16 protein-coding genes are annotated in these 15438 nt (G+C 64.1%); 2 read left to right on the top strand and 14 right to left on the bottom strand.

All coding sequences use genetic code 11. From position 1 onward, the window contains the following. Positions 1-5 precede the first annotated feature (5 nt). Entirely contained in the window at positions 6-422 is a 417-nt protein-coding gene (locus CDQ91_RS00830; RefSeq protein WP_088470811.1) for a DUF2147 domain-containing protein, read from the top strand. A 138-nt stretch (positions 423-560) separates the two neighbouring features. Here CDQ91_RS00830 and CDQ91_RS00835 read toward each other — a convergent pair whose 3' ends face one another. The 6 genes from CDQ91_RS00835 to CDQ91_RS00865 form a co-directional block, all read right to left on the bottom strand. After that, positions 561-1259 (bottom strand): aspartate/glutamate racemase family protein, encoded by a 699-nt coding sequence (locus CDQ91_RS00835; protein ID WP_088470812.1) that lies wholly within the window; start codon positions 1257-1259, stop codon positions 561-563. Positions 1260-1366: 107 nt separating this feature from the next. Beyond that, on the bottom strand, positions 1367-2851 hold the full coding sequence (locus CDQ91_RS00840) for an NAD(P)(+) transhydrogenase (Re/Si-specific) subunit beta (RefSeq protein WP_088470813.1): 1485 nt from the start codon (positions 2849-2851) through the stop codon (positions 1367-1369). Position 2852: 1 nt separating this feature from the next. Next, the gene (locus CDQ91_RS00845) at positions 2853-3134 is read right to left on the bottom strand and encodes a proton-translocating transhydrogenase family protein (RefSeq protein WP_088470814.1); all 282 of its coding nucleotides are present in this window, start codon (positions 3132-3134) and stop codon (positions 2853-2855) included. Positions 3135-3313: 179 nt separating this feature from the next. Continuing rightward, positions 3314-3955 (bottom strand): fasciclin domain-containing protein, encoded by a 642-nt coding sequence (locus CDQ91_RS00850; RefSeq protein WP_088470815.1) that lies wholly within the window; start codon positions 3953-3955, stop codon positions 3314-3316. 220 nt (positions 3956-4175) lie between these two features. Further along, positions 4176-5297: an NAD(P) transhydrogenase subunit alpha gene (locus CDQ91_RS00860; protein ID WP_088470817.1), complete on the bottom strand. Its 1122-nt coding sequence runs from the start codon at positions 5295-5297 to the stop codon at positions 4176-4178. 11 nt (positions 5298-5308) lie between these two features. Next, positions 5309-5512 (bottom strand): aa3-type cytochrome c oxidase subunit IV, encoded by a 204-nt coding sequence (locus tag CDQ91_RS00865; protein WP_144036647.1) that lies wholly within the window; start codon positions 5510-5512, stop codon positions 5309-5311. Between the two features lie 158 nt (positions 5513-5670). Between CDQ91_RS00865 and CDQ91_RS00870 the strand changes: the two genes are divergently transcribed. Continuing rightward, the gene (locus tag CDQ91_RS00870) at positions 5671-7104 is read left to right on the top strand and encodes a sigma-54-dependent transcriptional regulator (RefSeq protein WP_088470819.1); all 1434 of its coding nucleotides are present in this window, start codon (positions 5671-5673) and stop codon (positions 7102-7104) included. Between the two features lie 25 nt (positions 7105-7129). Here CDQ91_RS00870 and folP read toward each other — a convergent pair whose 3' ends face one another. The 8 genes from folP to glmM all read right to left on the bottom strand — a co-directional run bounded on the left by folP (position 7130) and on the right by glmM (position 15358). Further along, positions 7130-8260 carry a dihydropteroate synthase gene (gene folP / locus CDQ91_RS00875; RefSeq protein ID WP_088470820.1) on the bottom strand — a complete coding sequence of 377 codons (1131 nt, stop codon included), beginning with the start codon at positions 8258-8260 and terminating at the stop codon, positions 7130-7132. 116 nt (positions 8261-8376) lie between these two features. Continuing rightward, positions 8377-9516 carry a site-specific DNA-methyltransferase gene (locus tag CDQ91_RS00880; RefSeq protein ID WP_088470821.1) on the bottom strand — a complete coding sequence of 380 codons (1140 nt, stop codon included), beginning with the start codon at positions 9514-9516 and terminating at the stop codon, positions 8377-8379. A gap of 351 nt (positions 9517-9867) precedes the next feature. Then, positions 9868-10890, bottom strand: coding sequence for a DUF2804 domain-containing protein (locus CDQ91_RS00885; RefSeq protein ID WP_237245764.1), 1023 nt, complete (start codon positions 10888-10890; stop codon positions 9868-9870). A 27-nt stretch (positions 10891-10917) separates the two neighbouring features. Next, on the bottom strand, positions 10918-11814 hold the full coding sequence (locus CDQ91_RS00890; RefSeq protein WP_088470823.1) for an oxidoreductase: 897 nt from the start codon (positions 11812-11814) through the stop codon (positions 10918-10920). Positions 11815-11842: 28 nt separating this feature from the next. After that, positions 11843-12397, bottom strand: a complete 555-nt coding sequence (locus CDQ91_RS00895; protein WP_088470824.1) for a ribonuclease HII — start codon at positions 12395-12397, stop codon at positions 11843-11845. A 148-nt stretch (positions 12398-12545) separates the two neighbouring features. Then, positions 12546-13688 (bottom strand): bifunctional hydroxymethylpyrimidine kinase/phosphomethylpyrimidine kinase, encoded by a 1143-nt coding sequence (gene thiD / locus CDQ91_RS00900; RefSeq protein WP_088470825.1) that lies wholly within the window; start codon positions 13686-13688, stop codon positions 12546-12548. A 106-nt stretch (positions 13689-13794) separates the two neighbouring features. After that, entirely contained in the window at positions 13795-14019 is a 225-nt protein-coding gene (locus CDQ91_RS00905; protein ID WP_088470826.1) for a DUF1272 domain-containing protein, read from the bottom strand. 1 nt (position 14020) lies between these two features. After that, a complete protein-coding gene (glmM, locus tag CDQ91_RS00910; RefSeq protein ID WP_088470827.1) occupies positions 14021-15358 on the bottom strand; it encodes a phosphoglucosamine mutase in 1338 nt (445 codons plus the stop codon). Positions 15359-15438 lie beyond the last annotated feature (80 nt).

Raw genomic sequence — 15438 nt, forward strand, 5'->3', positions numbered from 1 at the left:
GTTGCTTGGTTCATAAATTCGCATATATTTTGCTAGCTTTAGCTATCTTCCCTGCAAAGGCAATAGCCGCGCCCGCGCCGATTACCGGACGCTGGGCGACCGATGACGGCAAGGCGATCATCGAGATCATGCCGTGCGGGGCCAAAGTGTGCGGCCGCGTCGTCCGCCTGCTGATCAAGGAGCCCCCCGGCGGCCAGCGCGACGAGCGCAACCCCGACAAGGCGAAGCGCACCCGCATGGTCGAAGGGTTGCAGATTTACTGGGACGTGGTGCCCGACGGCGCGGGCTGGAAAGGTCCCGGCTATAGCCCCGAGGACGGTCGCTATTACAAGGCGCACATGCGCGCCAACGGCAACAAATTGACGTTGAAGGGATGCGTGTCGGTCTTTTGCAAGACGATTACATGGACGCGGATGAAGTGAGCGACACCCCCTCCCGCTTGCGGGAGGGGTGGGGCGAGCAAAGCGAGCTTCTGCGGTTGCGGAGGCCCACCCCGCTGCGACTAGCGAACAAGTTCGCAAGTCTCGCTACCCCTCCCGTGAACGGGAGGGGTTACAGGCTCAGGGCGCGTCGCCGAGAATCCAGTCGACCCCCGCCGCGACATGGATACGCGTGGTGTCGTAAATCGGCAGGATATTGGCGTCAGGATCGACGAGCATGACGAGTTCGGTGCAGGCCAGCACGATCGCCTGAATATCCTGCTTCGCGATATCGGTGATGAAGGTCCGCATCGTGCGGCGCGAATTTTCGGTCACCTTGCCCTGCATCAACTCGTCATAGATGATGCGATCGATTTCCTCGACGCGCGACACGTCGAATGGCGCAAGCGTCAGGCCGTGGCGCACCAGTGCCTGACGGAACCAGGGCTCGGTCATCACGTTGCGCGTCCCGATCACCGCGGCCGATTTGACCTTGTCGGCCTGCATCTTCTCGCCGGTTTCGTCGACGATGTGGAGCAGCGGGATCGAGATCGCCGCGGAAATGTCGTCGGCAATCTTGTGCATCGAATTGGCGGCGATCATCAGCGCGGTGGCGCCCCCGGCCTCGAGCCGCTGCGCCGAGGCGATCAGAACCTCTTTGGCATGCGCCCATTGCTCGGGCGTCGAAAGCCGCGACAGATCGCAATAATTCAGGCTTTCGAGCAAGATCGGCGCGGAGCAGGACGTCCCGATGCGTTTCTGCACGCCCTTGTTAAGATGCCGGTAGTAAAGCTCGGTCGATGCCCAGCTGATGCCGCCAATCAGGCCGATTTTGCGCATAAGGTCCCTTGTCCAAAAACACGTCGCCCCCGCAATGGCAGGGGCCGCTGTCGAGGCAGCGCAAGGCCACCAGCGGCCCCTGCCTTCGCAGGGACGACGATTATTGTCTAGTGCCCGCCGCCGTTGAGCGCCTTGACGATGTCGTCGGCCATTTTCTTGGCATCGCCGAGCAGCATCATCGTCTGGTCCATATAGAAGACGTCATTGTCGACGCCGGCATAGCCGACCCCGCCCATCGAGCGCTTCACGAACAGCACGGTCTTGGCCTTTTCGACGTCGAGCACGGGCATGCCATAGATGGGCGACGTCTTGTCGGTCTTGGCCGACGGGTTGGTCACGTCGTTGGCGCCGATGACAAACGCAACGTCGCACTGCGCGAATTCGCCGTTGATGTCCTCCAGCTCGAACACCTCATCATAGGGTACGTTCGCTTCGGCCAGCAGCACGTTCATATGGCCGGGCATGCGGCCTGCGACCGGGTGGATCGCATATTTGACGTTGACGCCCTCTTTCTTGAGCAGGTCACCCATTTCGCGCAGCGCATGCTGTGCCTGTGCGACCGCCATGCCATAGCCGGGAACGATGATGACATTTTCGGCCTGGCTCATCAGGAAGGCCGCATCGTCCGCGCTGCCCGGCTTCCACGGGCGCTGTTCGGTCGAACCGCCGCCCGAGGCCGCCGCGTCGGCACCAAAGCCACCCGCGATCACGCTGATGAAGCTGCGGTTCATCGCGCGGCACATGATGTAGGACAGGATCGCACCCGACGAGCCGACGAGCGCGCCGGTGATGATCATCGCGGTGTTGCCGAGGGTGAAGCCCATCGCCGCCGCGGCCCAGCCCGAATAGCTGTTGAGCATCGACACGACGACGGGCATGTCGGCGCCACCGATCGGGATGATCAGCAGGAAGCCGATGACGAAGCTGAGACCCGTGATCGTCCAGAACACCCAGGGCGACTGGTCGAAGGTGAAATAGGCGGTGAGCCCGATGATCGCGGCAAGCGTGCCGAGATTGATGATGTGCCGGCCCGGCAGCATGATCGGCGAACCCGACATATTGCCGTTGAGCTTGAGGAAGGCGATGACCGACCCCGAGAAGGTGATCGCACCAATCGCGATGCCAAGGCCCATTTCAACGCGGCTGACGGTGAAAATCTGTCCTGCCGCATCGGCGATGCCGAACGCCTGCGGATTGAGATAGGCCGCCGCCGCCACCGCAACCGCGGCGAGACCGACGAGGCTGTGGAAGGCCGCGACGAGCTGCGGCATCGCGGTCATCGCAATCTTGCGCGCCATCACGATGCCGATCACGGCACCGATACCGATGGCCACGAGAATTTCGACCAGACCGATGGTGTCGAGGCCACCGTCAAGGGTGACCGGCGCATGCGTGAGCAAGGTGGTGACGACCGCGATCGCCATGCCCGCCATGCCGAAGCGGTTGCCGCTTTGCGCGGTTGCCGGGCTCGACAGCCCGCGCAGCGCGAGAATGAAAAGGACGCCCGCGATCAGATAGGCGACAGCCGCCCAGGGATTGACGGCAAGGCCATGTTCGCCGGTTGCGGCGGAAAGGATCGACTGAAACTCCATCTCAGCGCACCTTCTTCTTGTACATGGCCAGCATGCGCGCGGTGACCGCGAAGCCGCCGAAGATGTTGATGCTCGCCATCACAACGGCGGCAAGCCCGAGCCACTTCGACGAGGCCGAACCCGCGGCGGCGCTGGCGATCAGCGCACCGACGATGATGACGGAAGAAATGGCGTTGGTGACGCTCATCAGCGGCGTGTGCAGCGCCGGGGTCACCGACCAGACGACAAAATAGCCGACAAAACAGGCCAGGACGAAAATCGAAAAAATGGCGATGAAATCCACGCGCGCTCCCCTGCTGATTCCGCGAGCGCACCTCTTGCCGTCAGGATGCGGGCCTGTCGACTCCTAAGCGGCCAAAAAAGAGGGGCCGCGTCACGCAAAGCGAGAAACACGGCCCCTTCGGGACATAAAATGTCGCGAGACCGGGCGAACCGGTCCAATTTTTACGTTACAGCAAAGAGTCAGCCGAGGGTCGGCATCAGCACGCCGTTGATGACATGCACCATACCGCTCGATTGCTCGACGTCGGGCTGGGTGACGAAACCACTGCTGCCCTGGGTGCCGTCGACCTTGATATTGCCCTGCACCTCGGTGAAGGTCAGCGTCTCGCCCGCAACGGTGGTCAGCGTCGCCTTGCCGCCGCCGGCCTTGATCTTGGCGTAGAGATCCTCGGCAGTCACGCGGCCCGGGACGACATGATAGCTCAGCACTTTCGCCAGCGCTTCGGTGTTGACGGGATTCATCAGCCAGTCGGTCATCGGCTGCGGCACCGCGGCAAAGGCCTGATCGGTCGGAGCAAAGAGCGTGAACGGGCCAGCGCCCAGTTTTTCGGTCACGCCCGCAGTTGTCATGACGGTGGCCAGCTTCTGAAGCTCGGGCGTTTTCGTGGCAATTTCGGCGGCGATACCGGTCGGCTGCGCGGGGGTGGCGGCGGGAGCCGGAACGGCGGCATCGGCAACGGCATCAGCTGGGGCAGCCACTTCGGCGCCGACGGCGGCTTCAGCCGGGGCGGCTGTGTCCTGCGCAAAAGCGGGCGACACGGCGGCGGCACTCAACGCGGTAAGGGCAAACAAGGGGGTGGCGAAAAACTTCGCAGGCATCATCAGTCATTCTCCGGTTGTTATAATCGTGGGTTTAGAAAACCCTGAACGCATAGTAACCGAAGGGAGTTTCATGAAAAGGCCGAAATCGGCCATTTTCTTGCGTGACATGCACTCCGTCGCGCAGAAGGCTCGCTTTGTCCCGGTCGCAAGCCAGCGACCGGGACCGCAAAAACTCGAAGCGAAAACCACCTTGATTGGCGATTTCGACCCCAACCAAGCCTTATCCCAACAGGCGTTCGCTCACGACCTTGCCGCCCTGCGTCAGGCGCACCGCATTACCGATTTCTTCGTCGAGGACGGGCTTGCCGGCTTCCTTGTCCCAGAAGGCCGAAAGGAAGTTGAACAGGTTGCGGCTGAACAGCGCGCTGGTGTCGGCGGGCATCAGCGCGGCGATGTTGCTCGCGCCGATGACAGTGACGCCGTGGATGCGCTTGGCTTCACCCGAAACCGAACCTTCGACATTGCCGCCGCTTTCGGCCGCCATGTCGACGATCACGCTGCCGGTGCGCATCGTTGCGAGCTGCGCGTCGGAGATAAGCCGCGGCGCGGGGCGCCCCGGGATCAGCGCAGTGGTGATGACGATGTCCTGCTTGGCGATGTGCGACGACACGAGTTCGGCCTGCGCCGCCTTATATTCGTCGGACATTTCGGTGGCATAGCCGCCCGCGCCTTCGCCCTCGATCCCTGCGACGGTCTCGACGAAGATCGGCTTGGCGCCGAGCGACATGATCTGTTCCTTGGTCGCGGCGCGCACGTCGGTCGCGCTGACCTGTGCGCCCAGACGCCGTGCGGTCGCGATCGCCTGAAGCCCCGCGACGCCGACACCCATCACGAATGCCTTGGCGGCGCTGACGGTGCCCGCAGCGGTCATCATCATCGGAAAGGCGCGGCCATAGGCGTTCGCCGCCATCAGCACAGCCTTATAACCCGCGAGGTTCGCCTGGCTGGAGAGGATATCCATCGACTGGGCGCGCGTGATGCGCGGCATGAATTCCATCGCCAGCGCTTCGAGCCCGAGCTTCGCATATTCGTCGACGCGCGCGCGTTCACCGAACGGGTTGAGCCCGGCAGCAAGCCAGGCGCCGTCGGCGAAGCCCTTCAGGCCCTTCGGATCGGGCCCCTGGATCGCGAGGATGATGTTTGCACCCTTCAGCACATCGGCGCGGCTGCCGACCTTGGCACCCGCCGCGCTATAGTCGGCATCGGCGACCGAGGCCTGCTCGCCTGCACCTGCTTCAACAGCAACTTCCGCACCCAGGCCAATGAATTTCTTGACCGTTTCGGGGGTCGCAGCGACACGAGTCTCGCCAGCGGCGAGCTCTTTCAGCACAGCAATGCGCATGCCGGGGCCGGTCAGGAGATCAACAGGACGACAAAGACGGCGATGACCGCAGTAATGGCCGAGCCAATTTTAAACATGCTGATGAAACCCGCATAGGTGTCTTCCGCTGCCTTCATTTCCTGCTGTGCCATCACTTTATCCCCTTGTTCGTCGTCGGGTGCACATACGTGCGGCCCGGAATCGTCAGAATCGGACGTCGCGCCGGTCTTAGCCACGGCGTTCCATATGCTCAAGTGCCGGTTTGCCCACCGAACGCTATTGCGTCCGCAAAAGTCAAACGGCCTTAATCGCCCTTTTACCCCTCTCGCCTATAGGTGATTGATACGGCATAACAACGGCATGACCACGCCGGAAAAGGGGCAGAACCACGACCATGACGAGCACGCGTGACACCCGAACGGTGATGATCGTCGACAGCGAGCCGGCACAGCAGCGCTTTCTGTCGGCGCTCGTGTCGCGTGGCGGCTGGCGCAGCATCATCGCCGGCGATACCGACACCGCCCTCGCCCAACTCGGTACGCAGGAAGGCATGGCGCTCGACGCCGTGCTCGTCGATCAGGGTGTCCCGGGCATGGCCATTCCCGAATTTGTCACCGAACTTCGCCGCTGGCGCCCCGCACTGCCGCTGATCGTCATCACGATGCGCAACGGGGTCGAAGTCGCGGTGAGCTCGATGCGCGCGGGGGCGAGCGATTTCGTCCAGAAACCCATCGCACCCGACCGCCTGCTCGGCGCGCTCGATCGCGTCGTCTCGACAAGCGGCCCGCAAGGCGAGCTTCGCCCGCTCACCGAAAAGCTCCGCGCGCCCCTCGCCTTCGAGGAAATCATCGGGTCGTCGCCCAATTTCCGCAGCGCGCTCGCGATCGCCGCCAAGGCCGCGCGTGCCCGCGTCCCGGTGATGATCAACGGCAAGCCCGGCACCGGCAAGGAAGTCTTCGCCCGCGCGATCCACAGCGCAAGCCCGCGCGCCCGCGCCGCACTGGTCATGGTCGATTGCTCGGCGGTTTCGCCGGGACTGATCGGATCGGGCCTGTTCGGCCACGAACGCGGCGCCTTTCCGGGCGCCTTCGACCGCCAGATCGGCCGGCTGGTCCAGGCCGATGGCGGAAGCATCATCATCGACCATGTCGAATGTATCCCACCCGACACCCAGGCGAAGCTCGTCGAATTTCTGAAAAATGGCGAAGTGCAGATGATCGGCGGCTCGATCCGTCAGAGCGTCGACGTCCGTATCATTGCGACGAGCACCAGTCCGCTCGACAAGCTGATCGAGGCCGGCCACTTCCGCGAAGACCTCTATTACGCATTATCGAGCGCGCAATTCACCCTGCCTTCGCTTTCGGAGCGCCGCGGTGACGTCGGCCCGCTCGCGCGCCATCTGCTGGCGCGCATCGGCGGACTTCCCGGCATGGGGCCGATCGGGGTTACCGACGACGCGCTGCGCCTGCTCGCCGCCTATGCCTGGCCGGGCAATGTCCGCCAGTTGCAGGACGTGCTGTTCCGCGCCGCGGTCGATAGCGAAACCGATGTGCTGACCAGCGCCGACTTTGGTGCCATCGAAGCCGCGCTCGGCGGCGGCAGCCGCGCCAGTGACGGCAATATCGCGATCAACGGCGAAGCAATCGGCGTCACGCTCTACCTGCCCGACGGCAATTTGCGGCCACTCGAGGAAATCGAGGCCGACGTCATCCGCCTCGCCATCGGCCATTATCGCGGCCGGATGAGCGAAGTCGCGCGGCGACTGGGGATCGGACGTTCGACGCTTTACCGCAAGCTAAGCGATCTGGGGATCGATACCGCAGCTTAGTTCCCGCTGCGCAAACGCAAGGGAACTAGCCCGTCAACGCCGCATCCCTAAGGCCGCGCCAGATGCGTAGGGCTTGGCGGTTCTCGAGCACATCGTGGATGCGCAGCATTTGCGCGCCGTGCGTAGCGGCTTGATATTGCAGCGCGATTGTGCCGCCGAGGCGTTCGTCGGCGGGGGCTTCATTGTCGAGTGCGCCGATCATTCGCTTGCGGCTTGCCGCGAAAAGGAGCGGACAGCCAAGGGTGTGGAACAGCGCGAGGCCGTTCACCAGCGCCAGATTGTCGCCGATGCCCTTGCCGAAGCCGATGCCCGGATCGACGATGATCTTTGCCCGATCAATCCCGGCGGCAACGCACGCCGCGATGCGCTCGGCGAGCATGTCGTAGACGTCAAAGAGTGGATGCGCGTAGGTGCCGCCTTCGTGCGGATCGCTCTTTGCCGATGGGGCGTGCATCAATATGACGTGACAGCCGCTGTTCGCGACGACCTCCATCGCGCGGTCGTCATAGCGTAGCGCCGAGATATCGTTGACGATGGTCGCCCCCCCCGCAAGCGCGGCCTCCATCACCGCGGCCTTGCGGGTGTCGATCGACACCGCGACGCCGCCGCGCGCCAGCGCCGATACGACGGGCGCGATGCGTTCGATTTCGTCGCCTTCCCAGACCAAGGGCGCACCGGGGCGCGTGGATTCGCCGCCAACGTCGATGATCGCGGCTCCCGCCGATGCCATCGCAAAACCATGTTCGATCGCCGCTTCGGTATCGACATGCTTGCCGCCGTCGGAGAAGCTGTCGGGGGTGACGTTGAGGATGCCCATCAACTGCGGCTCAGTCAGCCGCACGGTGCGTTCGCCGAGTTGAAGTGCGCCGCGCGGGCGCGCCACGACGCCGAGCTGCGCCGAGGCCGCGCTTGCCAGCGCGTCGGGCATGGCGGCGATCCAGTCGGCGAGTTCGGGAACCGGAATGATTGCCGATTGGACAGTCAGGCCGTCGCGCAGGCTGATATGCCAGGCAGCGAACCAGACCATCGTATCGGCGACGCGCAGGCAGGCGTCGTCGAGTTCGTGCGGGCGATCGACGAAGCAGGCGGGGCGGCAATAGATTTGCGCGGCAGGGGAAGCGCCGCCGAGACCGGCCCTGGTCAGTGGTGCGAACATGCCTTTTCCCCTACCCGTCATTGCGAGCGAAGCAAAGTAATCCAGGGCGGTTTACGCCTGCCCTGGATTGCCGCGTCGCGACGCTCCTCGCAATAACGCTGTAATATGCTGTAATATTACGCCTCGTTCGCCAGCAACCAATTCTGCCGCACCGTGTCGATCTCGCGCAGCCCGTCCTTGGTATCGACATGCCAGAAGGTCCAGCCGTTGCAGCTCGGCGCGCCCTGCACCGCAGCGCCCATCTTGTGGATCGATGCCGCGGGATAGCCTTCGCAATCGAGGCTGCCATCGACGCGCACTTTCGCCTTCCAGCGACGCTTGCTGTCGGTGAGCACCGATCCCGGCGCGATCATCCCGCCCGACACCAGCATGCCGAACGCGACGCGCGTTGCAGCCTGCGGCGCCATCATCGTCTTCACCGCGCTCTCGTCGAGCGGCAGCGCCATTTCGATGCGCTCTTTCGCCGCGGCGATATAATCATCCTCGCGTTCGATGCCGATATAGTGGCGGCCGAGGCGCTTCGCGACCGCGCCGGTGGTGCCGGTGCCGAAGAAGGGATCGAGGATCACGTCGCCGGGGTTCGAGCAGGCGAGCAGGATGCGATAGAGCAAGGCTTCGGGCTTTTGCGTCGGGTGGACCTTGGTCCCGCCCTTTTTGAGCCGTTCACCGCCGCCGCAGATCGGGATCAGCCAATCGGAGCGCATCTGCAATTCATCGTTGAGCGTCTTCATCGCGCGATAGTTGAAGGTGTAACGCGATTTTTCGCCCATCGATGCCCAGATCAGCGTTTCATGCGCGTTGGTGAAGCGCGTACCCTTAAAATTGGGCATCGGGTTCGCCTTGCGCCACACGATGTCATTGAGGATCCAATAGCCATTGTCCTGGAGCGCGGTCCCGACGCGGAAGATATTGTGATAACTGCCGATCACCCAGATGCTGCCGCCAGGTTTCAGGATGCGCTTCGCTTCCTTCAGCCAGCCGTGGGTGAAGCGGTCATAGGTCGCGAGGCTGTCGAACTTGTCCCATTCGTCGTTGACCGCGTCGACCTGGCTGCCATCGGGACGATGGAGATCGCCGCCGAGCTGGAGGTTGTACGGCGGATCGGCGAAGATCATGTCGACGCTGGCGGCGGGGAGCGAGCGCATCATTTCGACGCAATCGCCCTGCAGGATGCTGTCGAGCGGAAGCTCGACCGGGGCCGGTTTCGCCGCGCGCGCTTTGACCGCCGGCGCCTTGACCCGTTCCATCACACCCATGTTTTCGCCCCTTGCTCTTAATCGAAAGAAGGCCCTGATGAGTCAGGCGGAGTCCGCCGTCAAGCGCCAGACCCTAGGGGTTCCGGGTGACTAAGCGGTTAACGGGATGAGAACGAAAGGAGTCTGGCACACCATATGGAGTCAGGCGCGACTCGGAGACTCAACCACTGGTGGTGTGGCAAAGAGGACTCACCGGCGAAAAATATTTTCGAACGGGTCCCCCCTGTGCCGCAGGCATGGGGAAGTGGCAGCGCGAAGCGCTGACGGAGGGCTTCGGCTCCAGAGCCCCTCCACCAGGCCCTGCGGGCGCGGTCCCCCTCCCCATCGCTTCGCGGCAGGGAGGATTTATCGCTACCAGCGGTTCCACACCTTCTCGGCGAAGCCCGGCAGGTCGCGCACCTGCATCGGCGTGCCGTCGTCAAGGATCACCCTGCCCGAAAACCAGCCGAACACCTGATCCTGCTCGGTCTTGATCATGCCCGCATCAACCTTCGCCCAGCGATTGACTGCGGGCGCGAAATCCAGCTCGAAACGGCCATCATTGCTCGTAAAGCGCCACGGCCCGCTGTCGGGTGCGCCTGCGGGCATGTGGAAGGCGACCTGATCGAGCTTGTGCGCGCGGCCGTCGACGAACAGCATATTCTCGCTCGCCGCCGAAGTGTCGCCAAAGCCGTAGCCGATGTTGAAACCGAACGGACAGCCATCGACCAACCCCGATGCCGACCCCCAATACCAGACATTGTCATAAGTCCAGACGCCGCGCCCCCAGTCGAGCACCGCAAAGGCATTTTCAGGCGCGAAATCATAGCTCTCGCCGCCGATCTTCACACGCCCACGCGCCGGCATGCAGTTGATTTTCTGATTATAGTAAAAGGCATGCGGGTCATCGGCGAAAGGGGTCGCGATCACCATCCGGTCCATATCGGGCTGGCCGAGCCAGATCTCCCCCGACAATCCCCGTCCCTCGTCATAACCCGGGGCATGGACCGTCAGGCGCCGCCCGCCCCGCTCGTGGCGAAAGGCCAGTTCCAGCCCGTCCTGCGCGTGGACGATATCGCCGCTGTCGGCGCTGGGCGGAAGCGCCATGGCGCCCATCGGCGCAGGGATCAGCGCGCCGTGATTGACGAAGCCTTTGCCGCGCAAATCCATCCACGACACACCCAAAAAACCGGCATAGCCATTGTCGGCGACGGTCAGCGCCAGTCCGAAATCGGCATCGAGGATGCAGTAATAGTCCCATTCCTTGATACGGACGGGTTCGGCGGAAATTGCCGCGCGGTCGTAGCGGCGAACCTCGCGCGTCGCATAGCCGGGGTCGAGCAGGCGCCCCGCGCCGTCATGCAGCGCGCCCTCGCGCATCCTATTTTGTGTCAATGCCTACCCCTTTGTCTCAATCGTCGTTCAAAGCCCCGGATCGATCCCCGTCAGGTCGACCGAACGCTCCCACAATTCGCGCGCCAGCTTGGGATCGCGCGCGTCGCGCGTCGCCCGTGCGGGGCCCGAGCGGCCCGAAACCTCGCCCAGCCCCTGTGGCCCCAGATAGTCGCCGCCCTGGACATGCGCGCCGGTCGCCGCCTGCAGGGTCGGCCACGCGCCCTGCGCGGCGCTGTTGAAAAAGGGTGCGGCGAGCGGTGTCATGCTGCGCAGCGGCAGCGGCAGGTGGCGCGTGAGTTCGGTCAGCGCGACGCCGGGGTGACACCCGATCGCCTGCGTCGCGCGTGCTGCCGCGCCCAACCGCCGGTCGAGTTCGAACATATGGAGCAGGTTCGCAAGCTTGCTCATCTGATAGCGCGGCCATTTGTGATAGCTGCGGCTGGCATCGAGGTCGCTATAGTCCATCTCGCCGCTCTTGTGCGCGAGACTGGCGGTGATCACGATGCGGTCGGTAACATGCGGATGGACCAGCCCGGTGAAGGCGAAGGTGCCGAGGTGATTGACGCCGAATTGCAGTTCATAGCCCTCTTTGGTCAGCGTCCGCGGCGGGATCATCACCCCGGCGTTGTTGATCAGCACGTCGATGCGCGGTCCCGCCAGCACGGCTTTCGCGGCATCGCGCACCTGATCGAGATCGGCGAGGTCGAGCGGCTGAAAGGACAAGTCGGCCTTCGGCACATCGACGCGAATGCGGTTCATCACTTCTTCGGCACGGGCCTGATCGCGGCACGCCAGCACGACATGGCCGCCGCGCGCCGCGAGTATCTTTGTTGTTTCAAAGCCGAGCCCGGCGTTGGCGCCGGTGACGAGGAAGCGCCGTCCGGTCTGCGCGCCGACATCGTCGGCCGTGAATCCGCTGCGCATTACCCACTCCCCCTCTTGAGGTTTTTGGTCAGACCAGCAGCACTTGTGCGACCGGGGCAAAACTGGTCCGATGATGCGGCGTTGCGCCATATTGACGCAGCGCCGCGAGATGCTGGGCGGTACCATAGCCCATATTGCGTTCCCAGCCAAAGCCCGGAAAGTCCTGCGCCGCAGCGACCATGAAGCGGTCGCGATGCTCCTTGGCGAGGATGCTCGCTGCCGAAATGCAGGGATGAAGCGCATCGCCGCCAACGATCGCGCGGGCGGTATATGTCCAGCGCGGCAGACGATTGCCGTCGACCAGCACCTCGGCGGGCTCGAACCCCAGCGCCTCGACCGCGCGCGTCATCGCGAGAAAGGTCGCCTGCAAGATGTTGATGCGGTCGATTTCCTCGACGCTCGCCTCGCCAATGCCCCAGCGGCAGCGCGCCTTGATTTCAGCTTCCAGCACGGCGCGGCGTTTTGCAGTGAGTTTTTTGCTGTCGTCGAGCCCCGCGATGCCGCCGTCACAGAGCAACACGGCGGCGGCGACCACCGGCCCCGCGAGTGGCCCGCGTCCGGCTTCGTCGACGCCGACAATCATGGATTCCCCTCCCGCTTGCCGGAAGCGGAGAAAAGCCAATTGTTCCGTTCGCATCGAGCGAAGTCGAGATGCCCCTCGGTCTGGCGCAACCCCGATGGGTGTCTCGACTTCGCTCGACACGAACGGGTCAACATAAGCTGGGTCCGCCTTAAACCCGCCACGGCGGGTAGCGCCGATATTCGCCCGCCTGATAGAGGCACAGGCGATTGCCCGCGGGGTCGGTCAGCCGTGCTTCGCGCCAGCCCCACTCCTCGTCACGCGGCATCTGGTCGAAACGCACGCCGCGACGCGCGAGATAGGCGACCCATGCGTCGAGCGCGCCGCTCTCCAGATAGGTCACCGCCCCGCCCGCCGCGCCGTCGCCGACGTGAATCGACAGGGTGACGCCGTTGGTCGCTTCGAAGCGCGCATAGCCATTTTCGGTGCTATCGACGATCAGCGTCAGCCCCATCTGTTTGTAGAAGGCGACCGACGCGGCATAGTCGCTCGCGGGCAAGGTGAACTGGTTGAGCGCAGGGCCGGTGAACAGCCCGTCGTTGCGCACCTTTTGATGCCCCATCGGGCCATGACCTTCGCCGAGCCCCGGCGCATCGAGCAGCGAGAGCCGCACGAAATCGCGCGCGCGCGCCACGGCGGGCTCGAGCGGCATGCCTTGCGCGAGGCCGGTCGCGATCGCGCTCGCCAGCGTGCAGCCGGTGCCGTGGGTGTGCTGCGTATCGATGCGCGGAGCTTCCCAGCGCGCGACTTCGCCCTCGCCCGGCTCGAGCAATCGGTCGATCACCGTCTCGCCCGCGCCATGCCCGCCCTTGACGAGCAGCGCGCAACCGTGCGCGAGCACCGCGGCCTCGCCGCCGAGCGCATCGAGTTCGCCAAGATTCGGCGTCGCTACGCTTGCCCGCGCGAGCAGCTTTTCGAACGCGCGGATCGTGCCGGCGTCGGCCAGCACCGACCCGCTCGTCGAGACCATCACGGGGTCGAACACCACCGCCGCGCCCGCAAGATCGGGGCGCGTCAGCCGTTCGGCGACCGCCGCTGCCGTCTCCGCGCTGCCGATCATGCCGATCTTGACCGCATCGACGCCGATGTCGGCGACGACGCTGTCGATCTGCATCAGCACCATGTCGGTCGGCACGGCATGGACGCCCTGTACGCCCATCGTGTTTTGCGCGGTGATCGCGGCGATCGCGGTCATTGCGTGACCGCCCAGCATCGTCACCGTCTTGATATCGGCCTGAATCCCCGCGCCGCCACCGCTATCCGACCCGGCGACGATCAGGACGCGTGCGGTCATGAGCGGCCACCCAAATGATCGTCACCCCGGACCTGATCAGGGGTCCAGGACGCTGCGGCGGTTATGGATGCCGTATCAAGTCCGGCATGACGGAAGAAGGCTATGGTCACCCCTTGTGCTTCCGCTCCGTCGAGGCGGGGAATTTCGCCAGCTGCGCGCCTTCGCGCAACGGCCGATCTAGCAGGTCGCCGTCGCAATTGGGGCAACGCTCATCGAACTTGTCGGCGCAATTCGCGCAAAAGGTGCATTCGAAAGAACAGATGAAAGCACCATGGATATCGGCGGGCAAATCGCGGCCGCACTTTTCACAATCGGGGCGCATTTCCAACATTTTAGCTTACTGCCTTTCTTACTGCGTCACAGATGCTGTCGACGACTTGTTCAACCTCGGTCGCTTCATCGCCTTCGGCCATGACCCGGATGAGGGGTTCGGTGCCCGAGGCCCGGATGACCAGCCGCCCCCGGCCCGCGAGCGCGGCTTCGCCTTCGGCGATCGCCGCCTTGACGCTTGCCTCATCGAGCGGCTTGCCGCCTGCGAAACGGACATTTTTCAAAAACTGGGGCACCGGATCGAACTGGTGGAGCAATTCGCTGGCGCGCTTGCCCGTCGTCACCAGTTCGGCAAGCACCTGAAGCGCCGCGAGCGTGCCGTCGCCGGTCGTCGCATGGTCGGACAGGATCATATGCCCCGACTGTTCACCGCCGACGTTGAAGCCACCGCTTCGCATGCGTTCGAGAACATGGCGGTCGCCGACCTTGGTACGCTCGAGCCGCAGCCCTTCCCCCTCGAGGAAGCGTTCGAGGCCGAGGTTCGACATCACGGTGGCGACGACGCCGCCGCCTTTCAGCCGCCCTTGACGCGCCCAGCTCGCGCCGATCAGCGCCATAATCTGGTCGCCATCGACGATCGCGCCCGCCTCATCGACAATGATCAGCCGGTCGGCGTCGCCGTCGAGCGCGATGCCGATATCGGCGCCGCTCGCGACCACGGTTTCCTGAAGCAGCGCAGGTGCCGTCGATCCGCACCGGTCGTTGATATTGATCCCGTTCGGGGTGACGCCGATCGCCACGACATCGGCGCCCAGTTCCCAGAACACCGTTGGCGCACTGTTGTAAGCGGCGCCATTGGCGCAATCGAGCACGATCTTCAGACCGTCGAGCCGCACCGATTGTGGCAGACTCTGTTTCACCGCATGGATATAGCGGCCGCGCGCATCCTCGATCCGCTTGGCGCGACCGATCTGTGCGGGGTCGGCGAGCTTCGGCGCCGCGTCGAGCAGCAGTTCAATCTGCGCCTCGTCGGCGTCCGACAATTTATAGCCGTCGGGGCCGAACATTTTGATGCCATTGTCATGAAAGGGGTTGTGGCTCGCCGACAGCATGACGCCCAGATCAGCCCGCATCGACTGGGTCAGCATCGCGACCGCCGGGGTCGGCATCGGCCCGACCTGCACCACATCCATCCCGACGCTGGTAAAGCCCGCAACCAGTGCGTTTTCGAGCATATAGCCCGACAGACGCGTGTCCTTGCCGATCACCACGCGATGCTTGTGGTCACCGCGCAGGAAATGCGTGCCCGCCGCCATGCCGACGCGCATCGCGACTTCAGCCGTCATCGGAACTTGATTGGTCAGACCGCGGATGCCGTCGGTGCCGAAAAACTTGCGCATGCCACCTCTGCTACCTAAGCCGTGGGGAGAAGAAGGCCTACCCCGGGTTACCGGGATGGCCCTAGGTCACCCTTTTTTGC

The organism is Sphingopyxis witflariensis (assembly GCF_002205635.1).
Taxonomy (GTDB): domain Bacteria; phylum Pseudomonadota; class Alphaproteobacteria; order Sphingomonadales; family Sphingomonadaceae; genus Sphingopyxis; species Sphingopyxis witflariensis.

Excerpts from the sequence above, each read along its gene's own strand:
- CDQ91_RS00905 (WP_088470826.1), bottom strand. The coding sequence starts at position 14,019 with ATGTTGGAAATGCGCCCCGATTGTGAAAAGTGCGGCCGCGATTTGCCC.
- CDQ91_RS00890 (WP_088470823.1), bottom strand. The coding sequence starts at position 11,814 with ATGCGCAGCGGATTCACGGCCGACGATGTCGGCGCGCAGACCGGACGG.
- CDQ91_RS00850 (WP_088470815.1), bottom strand. The coding sequence starts at position 3,955 with ATGATGCCTGCGAAGTTTTTCGCCACCCCCTTGTTTGCCCTTACCGCG.
- thiD (WP_088470825.1), bottom strand. The coding sequence starts at position 13,688 with ATGACCGCACGCGTCCTGATCGTCGCCGGGTCGGATAGCGGTGGCGGC.
- glmM (WP_088470827.1), bottom strand. The coding sequence starts at position 15,358 with ATGCGCAAGTTTTTCGGCACCGACGGCATCCGCGGTCTGACCAATCAA.
- CDQ91_RS00880 (WP_088470821.1), bottom strand. The coding sequence starts at position 9,516 with ATGGGTGTGATGGAACGGGTCAAGGCGCCGGCGGTCAAAGCGCGCGCG.
- CDQ91_RS00840 (WP_088470813.1), bottom strand. The coding sequence starts at position 2,851 with ATGGAGTTTCAGTCGATCCTTTCCGCCGCAACCGGCGAACATGGCCTT.
- folP (WP_088470820.1), bottom strand. The coding sequence starts at position 8,260 with ATGTTCGCACCACTGACCAGGGCCGGTCTCGGCGGCGCTTCCCCTGCC.
- CDQ91_RS00895 (WP_088470824.1), bottom strand. The coding sequence starts at position 12,397 with ATGATTGTCGGCGTCGACGAAGCCGGACGCGGGCCACTCGCGGGGCCG.
- CDQ91_RS00835 (WP_088470812.1), bottom strand. The coding sequence starts at position 1,259 with ATGCGCAAAATCGGCCTGATTGGCGGCATCAGCTGGGCATCGACCGAG.
- CDQ91_RS00870 (WP_088470819.1), top strand. The coding sequence starts at position 5,671 with ATGACGAGCACGCGTGACACCCGAACGGTGATGATCGTCGACAGCGAG.
- CDQ91_RS00860 (WP_088470817.1), bottom strand. The coding sequence starts at position 5,297 with ATGCGCATTGCTGTGCTGAAAGAGCTCGCCGCTGGCGAGACTCGTGTC.